Consider the following 16177-nt stretch of genomic DNA (forward strand, 5'->3'; position numbering starts at 1 on the left):
CTTTCGATCTCCTATCTTACAAATTTTCCCAATCAAAATCTTCAGCATCTTTGCGAAGAAGCTCTTGTGCGTTACGCAATTTCTCAGTAACTTTAACAAAGATACGGAAGTCATCAAAGATGGCATCCAATTTCTTGATGACATCAAGATCTACCAAGTCACCATTTTGATCAAATGCTTGAAGAGAATGTGAAAGCAAGAATTCATCTGGAAGAACATTTGCTTTGATTTCAGGAGCATTAAGAATTTGACGAAGTTGCAATTGAGCACGTGAAGAACCGAGTGTACCATATGAAGCACCTGTAATCATGACAGGTTTGTTCAAAAGCGGGAATACACCATATGAAATCCAAGCAAGAGCGCTCATAAGAACAGCTGGGATTGAGTGATCGTATTCAGGTGTACCGATAATAACTCCATCAGCAGCTTCGATTTTAGCAGCGATTTCCGTAGCTTCAGCTGGGATTTGTTTGTCAGCTGGTTTGTTAAATACAGGCAGATCTTTAATTTCTACCAATTCGATTTCTGCTTTGTCAGCAAAGTGTTTCTGCATATATTGAAGCAGTTGGCGGTTTGTGGAACGTTTTGAGTTTGTTCCTACAATAGCAATAAGTTTAAGCATGGGCTTTCCTTTCTCTTTTTGCATTATTAATTATTTATCGTTGGATACCAGATGAACAGGCGACATGTCCATCTTTGTCAATGAGGATGGCTTCGATACCATCAATATTTTCGACTTGCCACATAATAGAGGCGCTACGTTCGCCAAATAATCGTGTGGTCCATATCTCGCCGTTAACAGAGCGGTCAGATATAATGGTTAAACTAGCTAGATCCGTTTCAATAGGATAGCCTGTTTCACTATCGAAAATGTGATGATAATCCTTGCCATTGATTTCAAGATGCCGTTCATAAATCCCAGATGTAACCACTGATTTTCCAGTAATAGATAAGGTCATCAGGTGATTACCGCGTGGATTATTTGGATCTTGAATGCCGATTTGCCACGGACGTCCATCTTTTGATTGGTTGTTCCCAATTGTGAGGATGTTTCCTCCAAGATTGATAAGAGCAGAAGTGACGCCGTTTTCTTTTAAGAAAGCTGCAACCTTATCTGCACTGTACCCCTTTGCTAAACACCCTAAGTCAATTTTCATTCCCTTTTTTTCTAGGAAAACTGTAGAATTGACTGAATCGAGTTTAATAAAATGAGGGTCTATTAGTGGTAAGGCTGAAGCAATTTCTTCAGGGCTTGCAATCTTTGCATCGGAAAAACCGATACGCCAGGTTTGAACCAAAGGTCCTATACTAATATTGAGATGACTATTAGGTGCTAGACTGTGTTTTAGACCTAATGAAATCAGTTCAAATAAATCAGGGTGGACTTTGACTGGGGCAATACCTGCCTGATAGTTAATTTCCATTAATTCAGATTCAGTACTGTTAGCATTGAAGCGGAATTCAAGTTCCTTGAGCAAATCAAAAGCTTGACGGAGAAGATTATCGGCTTGTTCATGTACTAAGGAAATAGTAATCGTAGTTCCCATTAATCGCTCAGATGATGAACTAAGAGGCAAAGAATCAACTCCCTTCAAATCACTCGGAAATAGCTACAAATCTTGAATGAATAAGAAATTTAAAATTTATAATTTATTTCCATATAAATAGAATATCATAAAGTCAGCGTTTTCACAAATTATTTTTTACAAAAAGTCAAGAAATATGCTTAAAAAAATAAAAACAGCTCCAAATCAATAAGAACTCTTTGAAAACAAGTTGATATATCTTTCAAAAACTTTCTTAAATAACATCAAACTAGTCAAAAGTCTTGAAAACGTTAACAGATAATGGTATACTTGAGAGGTAAATAAAAAAATAAAGGTAGGATTTATCTTATGAGTAAAATCGTAGTCGTGGGTGCTAACCACGCTGGAACTGCATGTATCAACACTATGTTGGACAACTTTGGAAACGAAAACGAAATCGTTGTATTTGACCAAAACTCAAACATTTCATTCCTTGGATGCGGAATGGCACTTTGGATTGGTGAACAAATTGACGGACCTGAAGGTTTGTTCTACTCTGACAAAGAAAAATTGGAAGCGAAAGGTGCTAAAGTTTACATGAACTCACCAGTTCTTTCAATTGACTACGACAACAAAGTTGTAACTGCAGAAGTAGAAGGTAAAGAACACAAAGAATCTTATGATAAATTGATTTTTGCTACTGGTTCAACTCCAATCTTGCCACCAATCGAAGGCGTTGAAATCGTTAAAGGTAACCGTGAGTTCAAAGCAACTCTTGAAAATGTTCAATTTGTTAAGTTGTACCAAAACGCAGAAGAAGTTATCAACAAACTTGCTGACAAGAGCAAACACCTTGAGCGTATCGCTGTTGTAGGTGGTGGTTACATCGGTGTTGAGCTTGCTGAAGCTTTCGAACGTCTTGGAAAAGAAGTTGTACTTGTTGATATCGTTGACACTGTATTGAACGGATACTATGACAAAGACTTCACGCAAATGATGGCTAAAAACTTGGAAGACCACAACATCCGTTTGGCACTTGGTCAAACTGTTAAAGCTATCGAAGGTGAAGGAAAAGTTGAACGCTTGATCACTGACAAAGAAACATTTGATGTGGATATGGTTGTTCTTGCAGTTGGTTTCCGTCCAAACACTGCACTTGCTGATGGTAAGATCGAACTCTTCCGTAACGGTGCTTTCCTTGTAGACAAGAAACAAGAAACATCTATCCCAGGTGTATATGCTGTTGGTGACTGTGCAACTGTTTATGACAACGCTCGTAAAGACACTAGCTACATCGCTCTTGCATCAAACGCTGTTCGTACTGGTATCGTAGGTGCCTACAATGCTTGTGGACATGAGCTTGAAGGAATCGGTGTTCAAGGATCAAACGGTATCTCAATCTATGGTCTTCACATGGTTTCAACTGGTTTAACACTTGAAAAAGCAAAAGCTGCTGGTTACAACGCAACTGAAACTGGATTCAACGATCTTCAAAAACCAGAATTTATGAAACATGACAACTATGAAGTAGCTATCAAGATTGTCTTTGATAAAGACAGCCGTGAAATCCTTGGTGCTCAAATGGTATCTCGTGATTCAGCAATTAGCATGGGTATTCACATGTTCTCACTTGCTATTCAAGAACACGTTACAATTGACAAATTAGCATTGACAGACCTATTCTTCTTGCCACACTTCAATAAACCATACAACTACATCACAATGGCTGCACTTACAGCAGAAAAATAATTGATGATATGACAATAAAAAAAGTAACTTCAACTATTGAAGTTACTTTTTTATTTTAAGGTTAAGAAATATCGTCTCTTGCTGGGAAAGTAAACCCTTCTCCAAGGATTTCGTGAGCTTCCGTGATAGTGATAAAGGCCATCGGATCAACTGTATGAATCATTTCTTTCATCTTCACGATTTCATTTCTTGCGACAATACAGTAAATAATCTTTAAGTCCTTTTGGCTATAGTAGCCTTGTCCTGAGATAAAGGTAACACCACGACCGAGTTCTTTGTTAATTTTATCGGCTAATTCCATCGGTTTTTGAGTGATAATCATAAATCCTTTTCCAGCATATCCACCCTCACCGATTAGGTCAATAACTCTTGAAACGATAAAGTCAAATAAGAGAGTATAGGTTACAAGACGTAGGTCTTGGAAGATGATTAAAATCAACATTAGAATCAGAAAATCAAGTCCAAAAAGCAATTTTCCAACAGAGATATTGGTGTATTTATTAAGGATACGAGCGACGATATCAGTACCACCAGTTGTTCCACCCGCGTTGAAAATAACACCAAGTCCAACACCTAGGAGGACACCAGCTACTAAAGCAACCACAACGAGATCTCCTTCAAGGTTAAACTGAAGAGGAATCTTCTCAAAGATAGCTAACCAGACGGAGACGGCAATGGTTCCAAGTAGACTGGAATATAGTGATCTTAGTCCAAATATTTTCCAAGCTAGTAGGAAGAGAGGGATATTAATCAAGATATTCATCAGCGAAATAGGGATGTTAAAGAGGTAATAGGTAATCAAGGTTATCCCTGTTGCTCCACCTTCGAACAAGTGATGTGGAACAACAAAATAAGTAAGTCCGAAGGCGAAGATAGCAGCTCCGAATATAATAGTTATAGTTGGTTTAATATGCCGTAGCATTGAGCTCCCCTCCTATTTTTGTGTAAAAGTGAAGTAATAATATTTTTAAAATAAGACTGATATTACAACTTCATGGATTCAATTTTCTCGGAATCAGGTGTAACACGAAGAGTTTTTTGACCGGTATAGGTAACAAAACCAGGTTTTCCACCAGTCGGTTTATTGAGTTTTTTAACCTCAATCATATCCACTTGAACGAGATTAGAAAGACGTCCTTTCGAATAGTAGGCTGCGAGTTCTGCAGCATCCGTCTTGACTTCGTCAGAAGGATTGAGATTGCCTGAGATGACTACGTGGCTTCCTGGGATATCCTTAGCATGGAACCAAAGTTCTTCTTTCCTCGCAATCTTAAAGGTTAATTCCTCGTTTTGAAGATTGTTTCGTCCAACGAGAATAATGGTTTTCCCATCGCTAGCCAGATATTTCTCTGGCTTTTTACGCTTTTGAATTTTTTCGCGTTGGTGTCTTCTAATAAAGCCTGTTTGAATTAATTCTTCACGAATTTCAGCAATTTCATCTAGCCCAGCCTGGTTGAGTACCGTTTCTACACTTTCCAGATAGAGAATAGTAGATTTTGTTTCTTCGATTAATTCAGTCAGATATTTAACAGCCTCTTTTAACTTCTGATAACGTTTGAAGTATTTTTGAGCGTTTTGGTTTGGTGTTAAAGCCTTATCGAGAGAAATCGTAATAGGCTGATTGGTGTAGTAGTTATCTAAGACGACTTGGTCTTGGTCATTTGGAACTTGATGTAGAAAAGTCGTTAGTAACTCGCCTTTTTGTCGGAACTCTTCAGCGTTTTCAGTAGCAAGCAGTTCTTTTTCTTGCTTCTTAAGCTTTTGACGATTTTTTTGTAGTTCATTTTCAACACGACGAATGAGTTCACTAGCCTGTTGTTTGACACGATCACGTTCTGCCTTATCTTTGTAAAAAACATCAAGAAGTTGAGATAAGCTTGAAAAATGTCCTTCAATTTTAGTTGAAAAAGGGACACAAGAAAAAGACTTATCAGTTAAGCATGGGTTGGTTTCTTGCTTAAAAAAGTCACGAAAATTGGAAAGCCTATCATCAGTTAATAAATTCTCTAATTCAATTGCCGTATCACGGCCTAAACCTTGAAAGAGGCTTTGAAGGTTTTTAGCTGTCAATTCCTGTGTTTGTAGGATTTCAAAAAGTTTTTCATCCTTAATGGTAAAAGGATTGAGAGCGTCTGTGCTTGGTGGGGCTATGTAAGTTGCACCAGGTAGTAGTGTACGGTAACTATTTTGAGAGAAACCAATATGCTTGATCACCTCAAGAACTTTATTGCTAGACTTATCTACGAGAAGGATATTACTATGTTTACCCATAATCTCAATGATGAGGGTGGCTTGAATATCGTCTCCAATCTCATTCTTGTTAGAAACAGTGATTTCAACGATTCGATCGTTTTCAATCTGCTCGATAGACTCGATAACAGCACCCTGTAAATATTTCCTTAAAACCATGATAAAGGTAGAAGGTTGAGCAGGGTTTTCAAAGGTCGTTTCTGTCAACTGAATGCGTCCAAAAACAGGATGAGCAGAAAGGAGCAGACGATGACTTTGGCGATTGCTACGGATTTGTAAGACCAATTCTTGATCAAAAGGTTGATTAATTTTTTGAATGCGACCGTTTAGTAGTTCAGCTCGCAATTCCTCAACCATGTGGTGTAAAAAAAATCCATCAAATGACATGGTTCTCTCCTTATGAATGTATTCCATAGTATTATATCAAAAAGGTAGAATAAAATCATAGAAATATGGTATAATAAAGCCAAGTAAAGAGAATCGAGAAACGCATGTATATTGAAATGGTAGATGAAACTGGTCAGGTTTCTAAAGAAATTTTAAAGCAAACTCAAGAAATTTTGGAATTTGCTGCTAAAAAGCTTGGAAAAGAAGACAAGGAGATGGCAGTCACTTTTGTGACCAATGAACGCAGTCATGAGCTCAATTTAGAGTTTCGTGCTACTGACCGTCCAACAGATGTTATTAGCCTTGAATACAAACCTGAATTAGAGATTACCTTTGACGAAGAGGATTTGGCAGAAGATCCTGACTTAGCAGAAATGATGTCAGAATTTGATTCTTATATCGGCGAATTATTCATTTCAATTGATAAAGCGCATGAGCAAGCTGAAGAGTACGGTCATAGTTTCGAACGTGAAATGGGCTTTTTAGCTGTGCACGGTTTTTTACACATAAACGGTTATGATCACTACACTCCGGAAGAAGAAGCGGAGATGTTCGGTTTACAAGAAGAAATTTTAACAGCCTATGGACTCACAAGACAATAAACGAAAATGGAAGAATCGCGACTTGCTCTCAAGTTTAGATTTTGCCCTGACAGGTATTTTTACTGCCATAAAAGAAGAGCGTAATATGAGAAAGCATGCAGTGACTTCTCTCTTAGTTCTACTTGCAGGCATTGTTTTTCAAGTTTCCAAAATTGAATGGCTCTTTCTCCTACTAAGCATTTTTTTAGTAATTGCTTTTGAGATTTTGAATTCTGCTATTGAAAATGTAGTGGATTTGGCTAGCCATTATCACTTCGATATGCTTGCAAAGAAGGCTAAAGACATGGCTGCAGGTGCAGTTCTTGTTGTGTCTTTATTTGCTGCAGTGACTGGACTTATCATTTTCATCCCTAGGATTTGGGATTTGCTATTTTAAACATTATAGAGGTAACTATGACATTTAAATCAGGCTTCGTAGCCATTTTAGGACGTCCAAACGTTGGGAAGTCAACTTTTTTGAATCATGTCATGGGGCAAAAGATTGCCATCATGAGTGATAAGGCGCAAACAACGCGTAATAAGATTATGGGAATCTACACCACGGATAAGGAACAAATCGTCTTTATTGATACTCCAGGGATTCACAAACCAAAGACAGCCCTTGGAGACTTCATGGTTGAGTCTGCCTATAGCACTCTTCGTGAAGTCGATACAGTTCTCTTTATGGTTCCAGCAGATGAACCACGCGGGAAGGGTGACGATATGATCATCGAACGCCTCAAGGCTGCTAAAGTACCAGTCATTCTCGTGGTAAACAAGATTGACAAGGTGCACCCAGACCAACTCTTGGCTCAAATCGATGATTTCCGTAGTCAGATGGACTTTAAGGAAATTGTACCGATTTCAGCTCTACAAGGAAATAATGTTTCGCGTTTGATCGATATTTTGATCGAAAACTTAGAAGAGGGTTTCCAATATTTCCCGTCAGATCAAATCACCGATCACCCAGAACGTTTCCTAGTATCAGAGATGATTCGTGAAAAAGTGTTACACTTAACTCGTGAGGAAATTCCACACTCAGTTGCAGTAGTGGTTGATTCTATGAAACGAGATGAAGAGACTGACAAGGTTCATATCCGAGCAACCATTATGGTCGAGCGTGACAGCCAAAAAGGGATTATCATCGGTAAAGGTGGCGCTATGCTCAAGAAGATTGGAACCATGGCTCGTAAAGATATCGAACTCATGCTAGGAGACAAGGTCTTCCTAGAAACGTGGGTTAAGGTTAAGAAAAATTGGCGCGATAAGAAATTAGATCTTGCCGATTTTGGTTACAACGAAAAAGAATATTAAGAAGAGGTGGGCAGGAGCCTGCTTCTTGTTTTTAGAGAAGGAGGGACTATGCCTGAATTACCTGAGGTAGAAACAGTTCGGCGAGGTCTGGAAAAATTGATTCTGGGGAAGAAGATTTCAAACATTGACATTCGTTACCCCAAGATGATTAAAACTGATTTGTATGAATTTCAGAAGGAAATACACGGTCAAGTCATTCAATCAATGGGACGTCGTGGCAAGTATTTACTTTTCTATTTATCCGACAAAGTTCTAATCTCTCATTTGAGAATGGAAGGCAAGTATTTTTATTACCCAGACCAAGTTCCAGAACGTAAACACGCTCATGTTTTGATTCATTTTGAAGATGGTGGGACTCTAGTTTATGAGGATGTCCGTAAGTTTGGTACCTTGGAACTGTTGGCTCCTGAACTATTGGATTCTTACTTTATATCAAAAAAACTGGGCCCTGAACCAACTGAGCAAGACTTTGATTTAGGGAGTTTTAAACTAGCCTTGAAAAAATCTAAAAAACCAATCAAATCGCATCTTCTCGACCAGACTTTGGTTGCAGGATTGGGAAATATCTATGTTGATGAAGTTCTTTGGAGAGCGAAAGTCCATCCTTCTAGAACCTCTAATAGTTTAAGCTCCCAAGAGGCTAGAAAAGTCCATGATGAAACGATCAATGTTTTAGGACAGGCCGTTGAAAAGGGCGGGTCCACTATCCGAACCTATACCAATGCTTTTGGAGAAGATGGTACCATGCAGGAATTTCATCAAGTCTATGACAAAACGGGGCAAGCTTGTTCGCGTTGCGGAGCTATCATCGAAAAGATTCAACTTGGTGGTCGAGGAACCCACTTTTGTCCTAAGTGTCAAAGGAGGAAGTAATGGCTAAAATCATTGGAATTACTGGAGGCATTGCATCTGGGAAGTCAACTGTTACAAATTTTCTTAGACAAAAAGGGTTTGAAGTCGTTGACGCGGATGCTCTTGTGCACCAACTACAAAAACCAGGTGGACGATTATTTCAGATTTTAGTGGAGCATTTTGGGGAGAAAATCCTTTTAGAAAATGGTGAACTGAATCGCCCTATTCTTGCTAGCCTTATTTTTTCAAAGCCCGAAGAGCAGGAATGGTCTAAGAGAACCCAAGGAGAGATTATTCGTGAGGAGTTAGCTGCATTAAGAAATCAGTTGGCTCAGACTGAAGCACTCTTTTTCATGGATATTCCCCTGCTTTTTGAGCAGGACTATGCTTCATGGTTTGACGAAACTTGGTTAGTCTATGTAAATCGTGATCTTCAATTGGAGCGATTAATGAGACGGGATCAAATTTCAAAAGAAGCAGCTGAATCCCGTTTAAACTCTCAATGGCGTTTAGAAAGAAAAATTAGCCTGGCTAGTCACAGTCTAGATAATAATGGAAATCAAGAACAGCTGATAGCTCAGGTAGTTCAGTTACTTGATGAAATGTGTCTATAAATTAACTTTGTTAGGAAGGAGAATTTTGGTATTGTTTGTTCAAGTCATCTTAGATTAAAATAGTATCAAATACAAAAATCTAGTGCGTGTAAAAATTAATCTAAAATGCTCCTCTTGTGGCAGCATGAATTATCTAACCAGTAAGAACTCCAAAACACATCCAGATAAGATTGAAGTCTTAAAGTATTGTCCCAAAGAAAGAAAAGTGACTCTACATCTTGAATCTAAGTAGAAATTATGGTAGAATAATAGGGATTTTAAGGAGTTTGATATGTATAACCTATTATTAACCATTTTATTAGTATTATCTGTTGTGATTGTGATTGCAATTTTTATGCAACCAACTAAAAATCAATCTAGCAATGTATTTGATGCCAGCTCAGGTGATTTGTTTGAACGTAGCAAAGCGCGTGGTTTTGAAGCTGTAATGCAACGTTTGACAGGAATCTTAGTCTTTTTCTGGCTAGCCATTGCCTTAGCATTGACGGTATTATCAAGTAGATAAGAAAATAATGGGCGGGACTAGGTCTTTGCCTATTTTTATTTTTTACTCTTCAAAAATCTCTTCAAACCACGTCAGCTTCCATCTGCAACCTCAAAACGATGTTTTGAGCAACCTGCGCCTAGCTTTCTAGTTTGCTCTTTGATTTTTATTGAGTATTAAATGATGTTTGAGAAGGTTTTACACAAAAAAATTTAACAATCTAGAAAGAAAACATGAAAGATAGAATAAAAGAATATTTAAAAGAAAAGGGACGAGTCACTGTAAATGACTTAGCTCAAGCTCTTGGAATGGATGGTTCCAAGGACTTTCGAGAGCTCATTAAAACCTTGTCGCTGATGGAAAGGAAGCACCAAATTCGCTTTGAAGAAGATGGTAGTCTCACCTTGGACCAAAAGAAGAAACACGAGATTACTCTTAAAGGAACTTTTCATGCCCACAAAAATGGCTTTGGTTTTGTAAGCCTAGAAGGGGAAGAAGATGACCTTTTTGTAGGGAAAAATGATGTTAACTATGCCATTGATGGCGATACTGTTGAAATTGTAATCAAGAAGGTTGCGGATCGCCAAAAAGGAACTGCAGCTGAAGCAAAGATTATCGATATTTTAGAACACAGTTTGACGACGGTAGTTGGTCAAATTGTTCTTGATGAGGAAAAGCCTAAGTATGCGGGTTATATCCGTTCAAAAAATCAAAAGATTAGTCAACCAATCTACGTTAAGAAGCCAGCTATTCAATTAGACGGTACAGAAGTTCTCAAGGTCTTTATTGATAAGTACCCAAGTAAGAAACACGATTTCTTTGTTGCCAGTGTCTTAGATGTGGTTGGACATTCTACAGATGCAGGGATTGATGTCCTCGAGGTCTTGGAATCAATGGATATTGTATCTGAGTTTCCAGAGGCTGTTCTTAAAGAAGCGGAGAGTGTTCCGGATGCACCATCAGAGAAGGATATGGAAGGTCGTCTGGACTTAAGAGATCAAATTACCTTTACCATTGATGGAGCGGATGCAAAAGACTTAGATGACGCAGTTCATATCAAACCATTGAAAAATGGAAATATCGAACTAGGTGTTCATATTGCCGACGTCTCCTACTATGTGACAGAGGGTTCTGCTCTTGACAAGGAAGCTCTCAATCGTGCGACCTCTGTCTATGTGACAGACCGTGTAGTTCCAATGCTGCCAGAGCGCCTCTCAAACGGAATCTGTTCTCTTAACCCTCAAGTGGACCGCTTGACTCAATCTGCTATTATGGAAATTGATAAAAATGGTCGTGTTCGTAATTATACGATTACACAGACTGTTATCAAGACAAGTTTCCGTATGACTTATAGTGATGTCAATGACATCCTAGCAGGTGACGAGGAGAAGAGACGAGAGTATAAGAAAATTGTTCCTAGTATCGAACTTATGGCCAAGCTCCATGAAACTTTGGAAAGTATGCGAATTAAGCGTGGAGCCCTCAATTTTGATACCAATGAAGCTAAGATTTTGGTAGATAAAAAAGGCAAGCCAGTTGACATTGTTCTTCGACATCGTGGTGTTGCTGAACGTATGATTGAGTCCTTTATGTTGATTGCTAACGAAACGGTTGCTGAGCACTTTAGCAAGCTGGACCTACCTTTTATCTATCGTATCCATGAGGAACCTAAAGCTGAAAAAGTTCAGAAGTTTATTGATTATGCTTCAAGTTTTGGCTTGAGAGTTTATGGGACTGCCAGTGAAATTAGTCAAGAAGCCCTCCAAGACATCATGCGTGCTGTTGAAGGTGAGCCTTATGCAGATGTGTTATCCATGATGCTTCTGCGTTCCATGCAGCAGGCTCGATATTCTGAGCATAATCATGGGCATTATGGCTTAGCTGCAGACTATTACACTCACTTTACTAGTCCAATCCGCCGTTATCCTGATCTCTTGGTTCACCGTATGATTCGTGACTATGGACGTTCCAAGGAAGTTGCGGAACATTTTGAACAGGTCATTCCAGAGATTGCGACTCAGTCTTCTAATCGTGAGCGTCGTGCCATCGAGGCAGAGCGTGAAGTCGAAGCTATGAAAAAAGCTGAATACATGGAAGAGTTTGTGGGTGAAGAGTTTGATGCTGTTGTTTCCAGTATTGTTAAATTTGGTCTTTTTGTTGAATTGCCAAATACAGTCGAAGGCTTAATTCACATCACAAATCTGCCTGAGTTCTATCATTTTAACGAACGTGATTTAACCCTTCGTGGGGAGAAATCAGGGACAACTTTCCGAGTGGGTCAGCAGATACGTATTCGTGTCGAAAGAGCCGATAAGATGACTGGCGAGATTGATTTCTCCTTTATTCCAAGTGAATTTGATGTCATTGAGAAAGGTTTGAAAGGCTCTGGTCGTAAGGATAGAGGTCGTCGTTCGGATAAGAAAGAAGACAAGAGAAAATCTGATCGCTTAGGTGATAAGCGCAAGCATTCTCCAAAAGACAAGAAGAAAAAAAGCAAGAAACCTTTTTATAAAGAAGTAGCAAAGAAAGGAGCCAAGCATGGCAAAGGGCGAGGGAAAGGTCGTCGCGCAAAATAAAAAGGCACACCACGACTATACAATCGTAGATACGCTAGAAGCAGGAATGGTTCTGACAGGAACTGAGATCAAGAGTGTTCGAGCAGCCCGCATCAATCTGAAAGATGGGTTTGCCCAAGTTAAAAATGGGGAAGTTTGGCTGAGCAACGTTCATATCGCTCCTTATGAAGAGGGCAACATTTGGAACCAGGAGCCAGAACGTCGTCGTAAACTTCTCCTTCATAAAAAGCAAATCCAGAAGTTAGAGCAAGAAACAAAAGGAACAGGTATGACCTTGGTTCCTCTTAAAGTCTATATCAAAGATGGCTATGCTAAGCTTCTTTTAGGACTTGCAAAAGGGAAGCACGACTATGACAAGCGTGAGTCGATTAAACGTCGTGAGCAGGATCGAGACATTGCGCGTGTTATGAAGGCTGTTAATCACCGATAGAAAGAGTGAAGGATATGGAAAAACTAGTTGCCTACAAACGAATGCCTGTATGGAATAGAGACACCATGCCAGAGGCTGTTCAAAGAAAACACAATACTAAGGTTGGAACCTGGGGCAAGATTACCGTATTAAAAGGAGCTCTTAAGTTTATTGAATTAACTGAAGAGGGAGAGGTACTATCCGAACATCTCTTTGAAGCAGGTGCTGATAATCCGATGGCTCAACCGCAAGCCTGGCACCGAGTAGAGGCTGCAACAGACGATGTGGAATGGTATTTAGAATTCTATTGTAAGCCGGAAGATTATTTCCCTAAGAAATACAATACCAATCCAGTTCATTCGGAAGTTTTAGAAGCTATGGATACAGTAAAACCATGTAAGGCACTAGACCTAGGCTGTGGGCAGGGTAGAAACGCCCTCTTTCTCGCACAACATGGATTTGATGTCACAGCAGTGGATCAAAATGAGCTATCCCTTGAAATTTTGCAAAGTATCGTAGAGCAAGAAGATTTAGAAATGCCTGTTGGTCTCTACGATATCAATTCAGCTAGCATTGGTCAAACTTACGATTTTATCGTATCGACTGTTGTTCTCATGTTTTTACAAGCAGATCGTATTCCTGCTATTATTCAAAACATGCAGGAACAAACCTCTATCGGTGGCTATAATTTGATTGTTTGTGCTATGGATACAGAAGATTATCCATGTTCAGTTAATTTCCCATTTACCTTCAAAGAGGGTGAGTTGGCAAATTACTACAAGGACTGGGAATTAGTGAAGTACAATGAAAATCCAGGCCATCTCCACCGTCGCGATGAAAACGGAAATCGTATTCAACTACGTTTTGCAACCATGTTGGCTAAAAAAGTAAAATAAATGAAAAAAAGGAATAGAGAGCAGTTGTTTTCTATTCCTTATTTGTTACCCTAATAAGAAAGGGAATTCTCAATTTATGCTATACTAGAAGTAGGAGAAGTCGATGAAATGAAACAGAATTGTGATGGTTTTAAAATGATTCTAATCGACCACTATTCTTTCAAACTTTTTTGTAGAGGAGGTCTTAGGATGACTAGTCTTTTAATTGAACTGTACGACCGTCATACCATTGAGAAAAATGTCTATCAGGCTTTTGTCAGTGATTGTGATGAGATTTTATATCTTTCTACAAGAAAAATTGCTGAGGAAGAGAAGCTATCCTTGAAGCATTTTCTAATGGAACAAGTTCCACACTTAAAACAAGTACATTTTCGACAATTTCACCTAGAAAAAATCTGCCAGGAATTAGACGTATTTATCAATGATTTTGAGACAGTGACCATCGATGTTTTTGGTGGAGATAATCTATTAGCGATAGTTCTATATCAGTATGGTTTGGAGAAAGGTATTCCCATTATTGCTCTGGATGTTGAACAAGGAAAGCAGTATGCCTGGGAAAGGGATAAGATTTATGATAAAAAGTTAGAGATTCCTAGTTTATCTATTGAACAATTGATAGCTTTACGTGGTGGAAAAGTCCTTAAATCAAGAAGGCCTCAGCATTCTAATAAGCAAGTGCTAGCTATTAAAAAATTGGCCAAATATGCTATCGAAAATCCTGAAAAATGGTATCAGATTACCCAATTCTTTGCACTGGCAAAAACAAATGATTTTCACGCTGAAACAGCAAAAGTTTTGGAGAGTAATGGAAAAATTTATTCTTACCCCAGTAGCTTGATTCCTTTGTTCACAAAAGCTAATTTATTGAAAGTAGAAGAGGAAACAACAGATACTGTCACTTATACATTCCCAACACCAGAAGCACATCTGCTATGTCGAACTAAAGGGCATATTTTAGAATTGTATATCTATTTACTAGCCCTCGAGTCGGAGTATTTTGATGAATGTATGATTGGTACTGAAATTGACTGGAATGGGATTTTCCCTGAGGCTGACAATGTTCAAAATGAGATTGATGTTATTCTTCGTAAAGGTCACTCTGTAGTTTTCATTTCTTGTAAAATGACTGATCTAGCAGTTGAAGCTATTAACGAACTTGAAGTTTATGCCAATCATTTTGCAGGTGATAATTGCTTGAAAATGATTGTTTGCTCTGGAAAAATCAATCCTGTTTATAGTCATCGTTGTCAGGAATATGGTGTAATGGTGATAAAGCAGGATCAAATACAGAATCTTATTCCCATGTTACGGAAATATATGAAGAACAAACGTCAATGATACTAGATGTTATAGTGAAGAAAAGTCTGGGATAATAGTTCTAGACTCTCAATTGTCTTTGGATTGTCGAGCAAGACGCAGTGGTTGAGTGGGCTCTACTACGCTGATTTCATCAGCTTTTACAGCCCTACTCAACTGTGCGGAGGTGGGACGACGAAATAGAATTCTAACAAATTATCGATTTCTGTCCCACTCTCTTTTCTTATCCTTTTCGAATAAAGTAGAAAAGGGGGATATATGTTTCTAGCTAGAGATAAAAAAGGTCATTTAATTAACGCGTTAGAGAATGAAGTAAAGAAACAAGCTTATTATTGTCCAGCTTGCGGAACGAGTGTTCGCTTGAAAAAAGGAAAAAATGTAAGAACTCATTTTGCGCATGAAAGTTTAAAAAGTTGTGATTTTTATCATGAGAACGAAGGACCAGAACATTTAGAGAATAAGGTGGCACTTTTTAATTGGGCTAAGAAAGATGCTGAAGTAGAAATGGAGTATCCGATTCCTGAACTTAAGCAAATCGCAGATATCTTTATCAATAAGCAATTAGCACTGGAAGTTCAGTGTAGTCCTATTTCTTGCGAACTTTTACGGGAGAGAAGTAATGGTTATCGAAGTTTGGGAATTCAAGTTCTTTGGTTATTGGGAGAAAAGCTCTGGCTAAAAGAGCGACTAACTAAACTTCAAAGAGATTTTCTTTATTTTAGTCATAATATGGGATTTTATCTTTGGGAGTTAGACCATAAAAAACAATTTTTGAGGCTCAAATACCTCCTTCACCAAGATTTGAAAGGAAAACTCCATTATCAGGTCAAGGAATTTTCTTATGGCAAAGGAAATCTCCTAGAAATTTTACGTAGTCCTTATCAGCAGCAAGAGCTAACTGTTTTTTCAGTCGAACAGGACAAGAATATTTGTCATTACATTCAAAAACAGCTCTACTATCAAAATCCCTATTGGATGAAACAACAAGCCCAAGCTTACTTAAGAGGAGAAAATCTTTTAAATCTAAAAAATCAGGACTGGTATCCCCAAGTAAGGCCGATAGAACATGGTCATTTTTGTCAGATAAGTCAAAATCTATATGATTATTACCGCAACTTTCAGGCTTATTATGAACTGAATCCACAAAATCAGCAACAAAAGCTCTACCCACCTGCCTTTTATCAGCATTATTTCTCGAAAAATATGGTAAAATAGAAAGGAT

Annotated in this window: 17 protein-coding genes; 13 read left to right on the forward strand and 4 right to left on the reverse strand. The window is 38.4% G+C overall.

The window, feature by feature from the left end; translation table 11 throughout:
- Positions 1-16 precede the first annotated feature (16 nt).
- Both QM810_RS01050 and QM810_RS01055 read right to left on the reverse strand, forming a co-directional pair.
- Positions 17-622: an NADPH-dependent FMN reductase gene (locus QM810_RS01050; RefSeq protein WP_004252640.1), complete on the reverse strand. Its 606-nt coding sequence runs from the start codon at positions 620-622 to the stop codon at positions 17-19.
- Between the two features lie 34 nt (positions 623-656).
- Positions 657-1577, reverse strand: coding sequence for an FAD:protein FMN transferase (locus QM810_RS01055; RefSeq protein ID WP_414253536.1), 921 nt, complete (start codon positions 1575-1577; stop codon positions 657-659).
- Positions 1578-1895: 318 nt separating this feature from the next.
- Between QM810_RS01055 and nox the strand changes: the two genes are divergently transcribed.
- Positions 1896-3275 (forward strand): H2O-forming NADH oxidase, encoded by a 1380-nt coding sequence (gene nox / locus QM810_RS01060; RefSeq protein ID WP_036754694.1) that lies wholly within the window; start codon positions 1896-1898, stop codon positions 3273-3275.
- A 61-nt stretch (positions 3276-3336) separates the two neighbouring features.
- Here nox and QM810_RS01065 read toward each other — a convergent pair whose 3' ends face one another.
- Positions 3337-4197 carry a YitT family protein gene (locus tag QM810_RS01065; protein ID WP_414253537.1) on the reverse strand — a complete coding sequence of 287 codons (861 nt, stop codon included), beginning with the start codon at positions 4195-4197 and terminating at the stop codon, positions 3337-3339.
- Between the two features lie 62 nt (positions 4198-4259).
- Entirely contained in the window at positions 4260-5912 is a 1653-nt protein-coding gene (locus QM810_RS01070) for an NFACT family protein (RefSeq protein WP_414253538.1), read from the reverse strand.
- Positions 5913-6016: 104 nt separating this feature from the next.
- Here QM810_RS01070 and ybeY point away from each other — a divergent pair, with 104 nt between their 5' ends.
- The 12 genes from ybeY to QM810_RS01130 all read left to right on the forward strand — a co-directional run bounded on the left by ybeY (position 6017) and on the right by QM810_RS01130 (position 16170).
- Positions 6017-6514, forward strand: a complete 498-nt coding sequence (ybeY, locus tag QM810_RS01075; RefSeq protein WP_414253539.1) for an rRNA maturation RNase YbeY — start codon at positions 6017-6019, stop codon at positions 6512-6514.
- Positions 6495-6890 carry a diacylglycerol kinase family protein gene (locus tag QM810_RS01080; protein WP_414253540.1) on the forward strand — a complete coding sequence of 132 codons (396 nt, stop codon included), beginning with the start codon at positions 6495-6497 and terminating at the stop codon, positions 6888-6890. Before ybeY ends, QM810_RS01080 begins: the two co-directional genes overlap by 20 nt.
- Positions 6891-6907: 17 nt before the next feature.
- The gene (era, locus tag QM810_RS01085; protein WP_414253541.1) at positions 6908-7807 is read left to right on the forward strand and encodes a GTPase Era; all 900 of its coding nucleotides are present in this window, start codon (positions 6908-6910) and stop codon (positions 7805-7807) included.
- 48 nt (positions 7808-7855) lie between these two features.
- Positions 7856-8680 (forward strand): DNA-formamidopyrimidine glycosylase, encoded by an 825-nt coding sequence (mutM, locus tag QM810_RS01090; protein ID WP_414253542.1) that lies wholly within the window; start codon positions 7856-7858, stop codon positions 8678-8680.
- Positions 8680-9273 carry a dephospho-CoA kinase gene (coaE, locus tag QM810_RS01095; protein ID WP_414253543.1) on the forward strand — a complete coding sequence of 198 codons (594 nt, stop codon included), beginning with the start codon at positions 8680-8682 and terminating at the stop codon, positions 9271-9273. Before mutM ends, coaE begins: the two co-directional genes overlap by 1 nt.
- A gap of 82 nt (positions 9274-9355) precedes the next feature.
- Positions 9356-9505: a 50S ribosomal protein L33 gene (rpmG, locus tag QM810_RS01100; protein ID WP_007519517.1), complete on the forward strand. Its 150-nt coding sequence runs from the start codon at positions 9356-9358 to the stop codon at positions 9503-9505.
- 39 nt (positions 9506-9544) lie between these two features.
- Positions 9545-9778, forward strand: a complete 234-nt coding sequence (gene secG, locus QM810_RS01105) for a preprotein translocase subunit SecG (RefSeq protein ID WP_000282517.1) — start codon at positions 9545-9547, stop codon at positions 9776-9778.
- A gap of 212 nt (positions 9779-9990) precedes the next feature.
- Positions 9991-12333: a ribonuclease R gene (rnr, locus tag QM810_RS01110; protein ID WP_414253544.1), complete on the forward strand. Its 2343-nt coding sequence runs from the start codon at positions 9991-9993 to the stop codon at positions 12331-12333.
- Positions 12296-12763 carry an SsrA-binding protein SmpB gene (gene smpB / locus QM810_RS01115; protein WP_001051741.1) on the forward strand — a complete coding sequence of 156 codons (468 nt, stop codon included), beginning with the start codon at positions 12296-12298 and terminating at the stop codon, positions 12761-12763. Before rnr ends, smpB begins: the two co-directional genes overlap by 38 nt.
- 14 nt (positions 12764-12777) lie before the next feature.
- Positions 12778-13638, forward strand: coding sequence for an SAM-dependent methyltransferase TehB (gene tehB, locus QM810_RS01120; protein WP_414253545.1), 861 nt, complete (start codon positions 12778-12780; stop codon positions 13636-13638).
- 189 nt (positions 13639-13827) lie between these two features.
- A complete protein-coding gene (locus tag QM810_RS01125; RefSeq protein WP_414253546.1) occupies positions 13828-14976 on the forward strand; it encodes a hypothetical protein in 1149 nt (382 codons plus the stop codon).
- A gap of 237 nt (positions 14977-15213) precedes the next feature.
- On the forward strand, positions 15214-16170 hold the full coding sequence (locus QM810_RS01130; protein ID WP_414253547.1) for a competence protein CoiA: 957 nt from the start codon (positions 15214-15216) through the stop codon (positions 16168-16170).
- The last annotated feature ends 7 nt before the right edge of the window (positions 16171-16177 follow it).

The sequence above is a fragment of the Streptococcus infantis genome (assembly GCF_047464155.1).
Lineage (GTDB): Bacteria > Bacillota > Bacilli > Lactobacillales > Streptococcaceae > Streptococcus > Streptococcus infantis_U.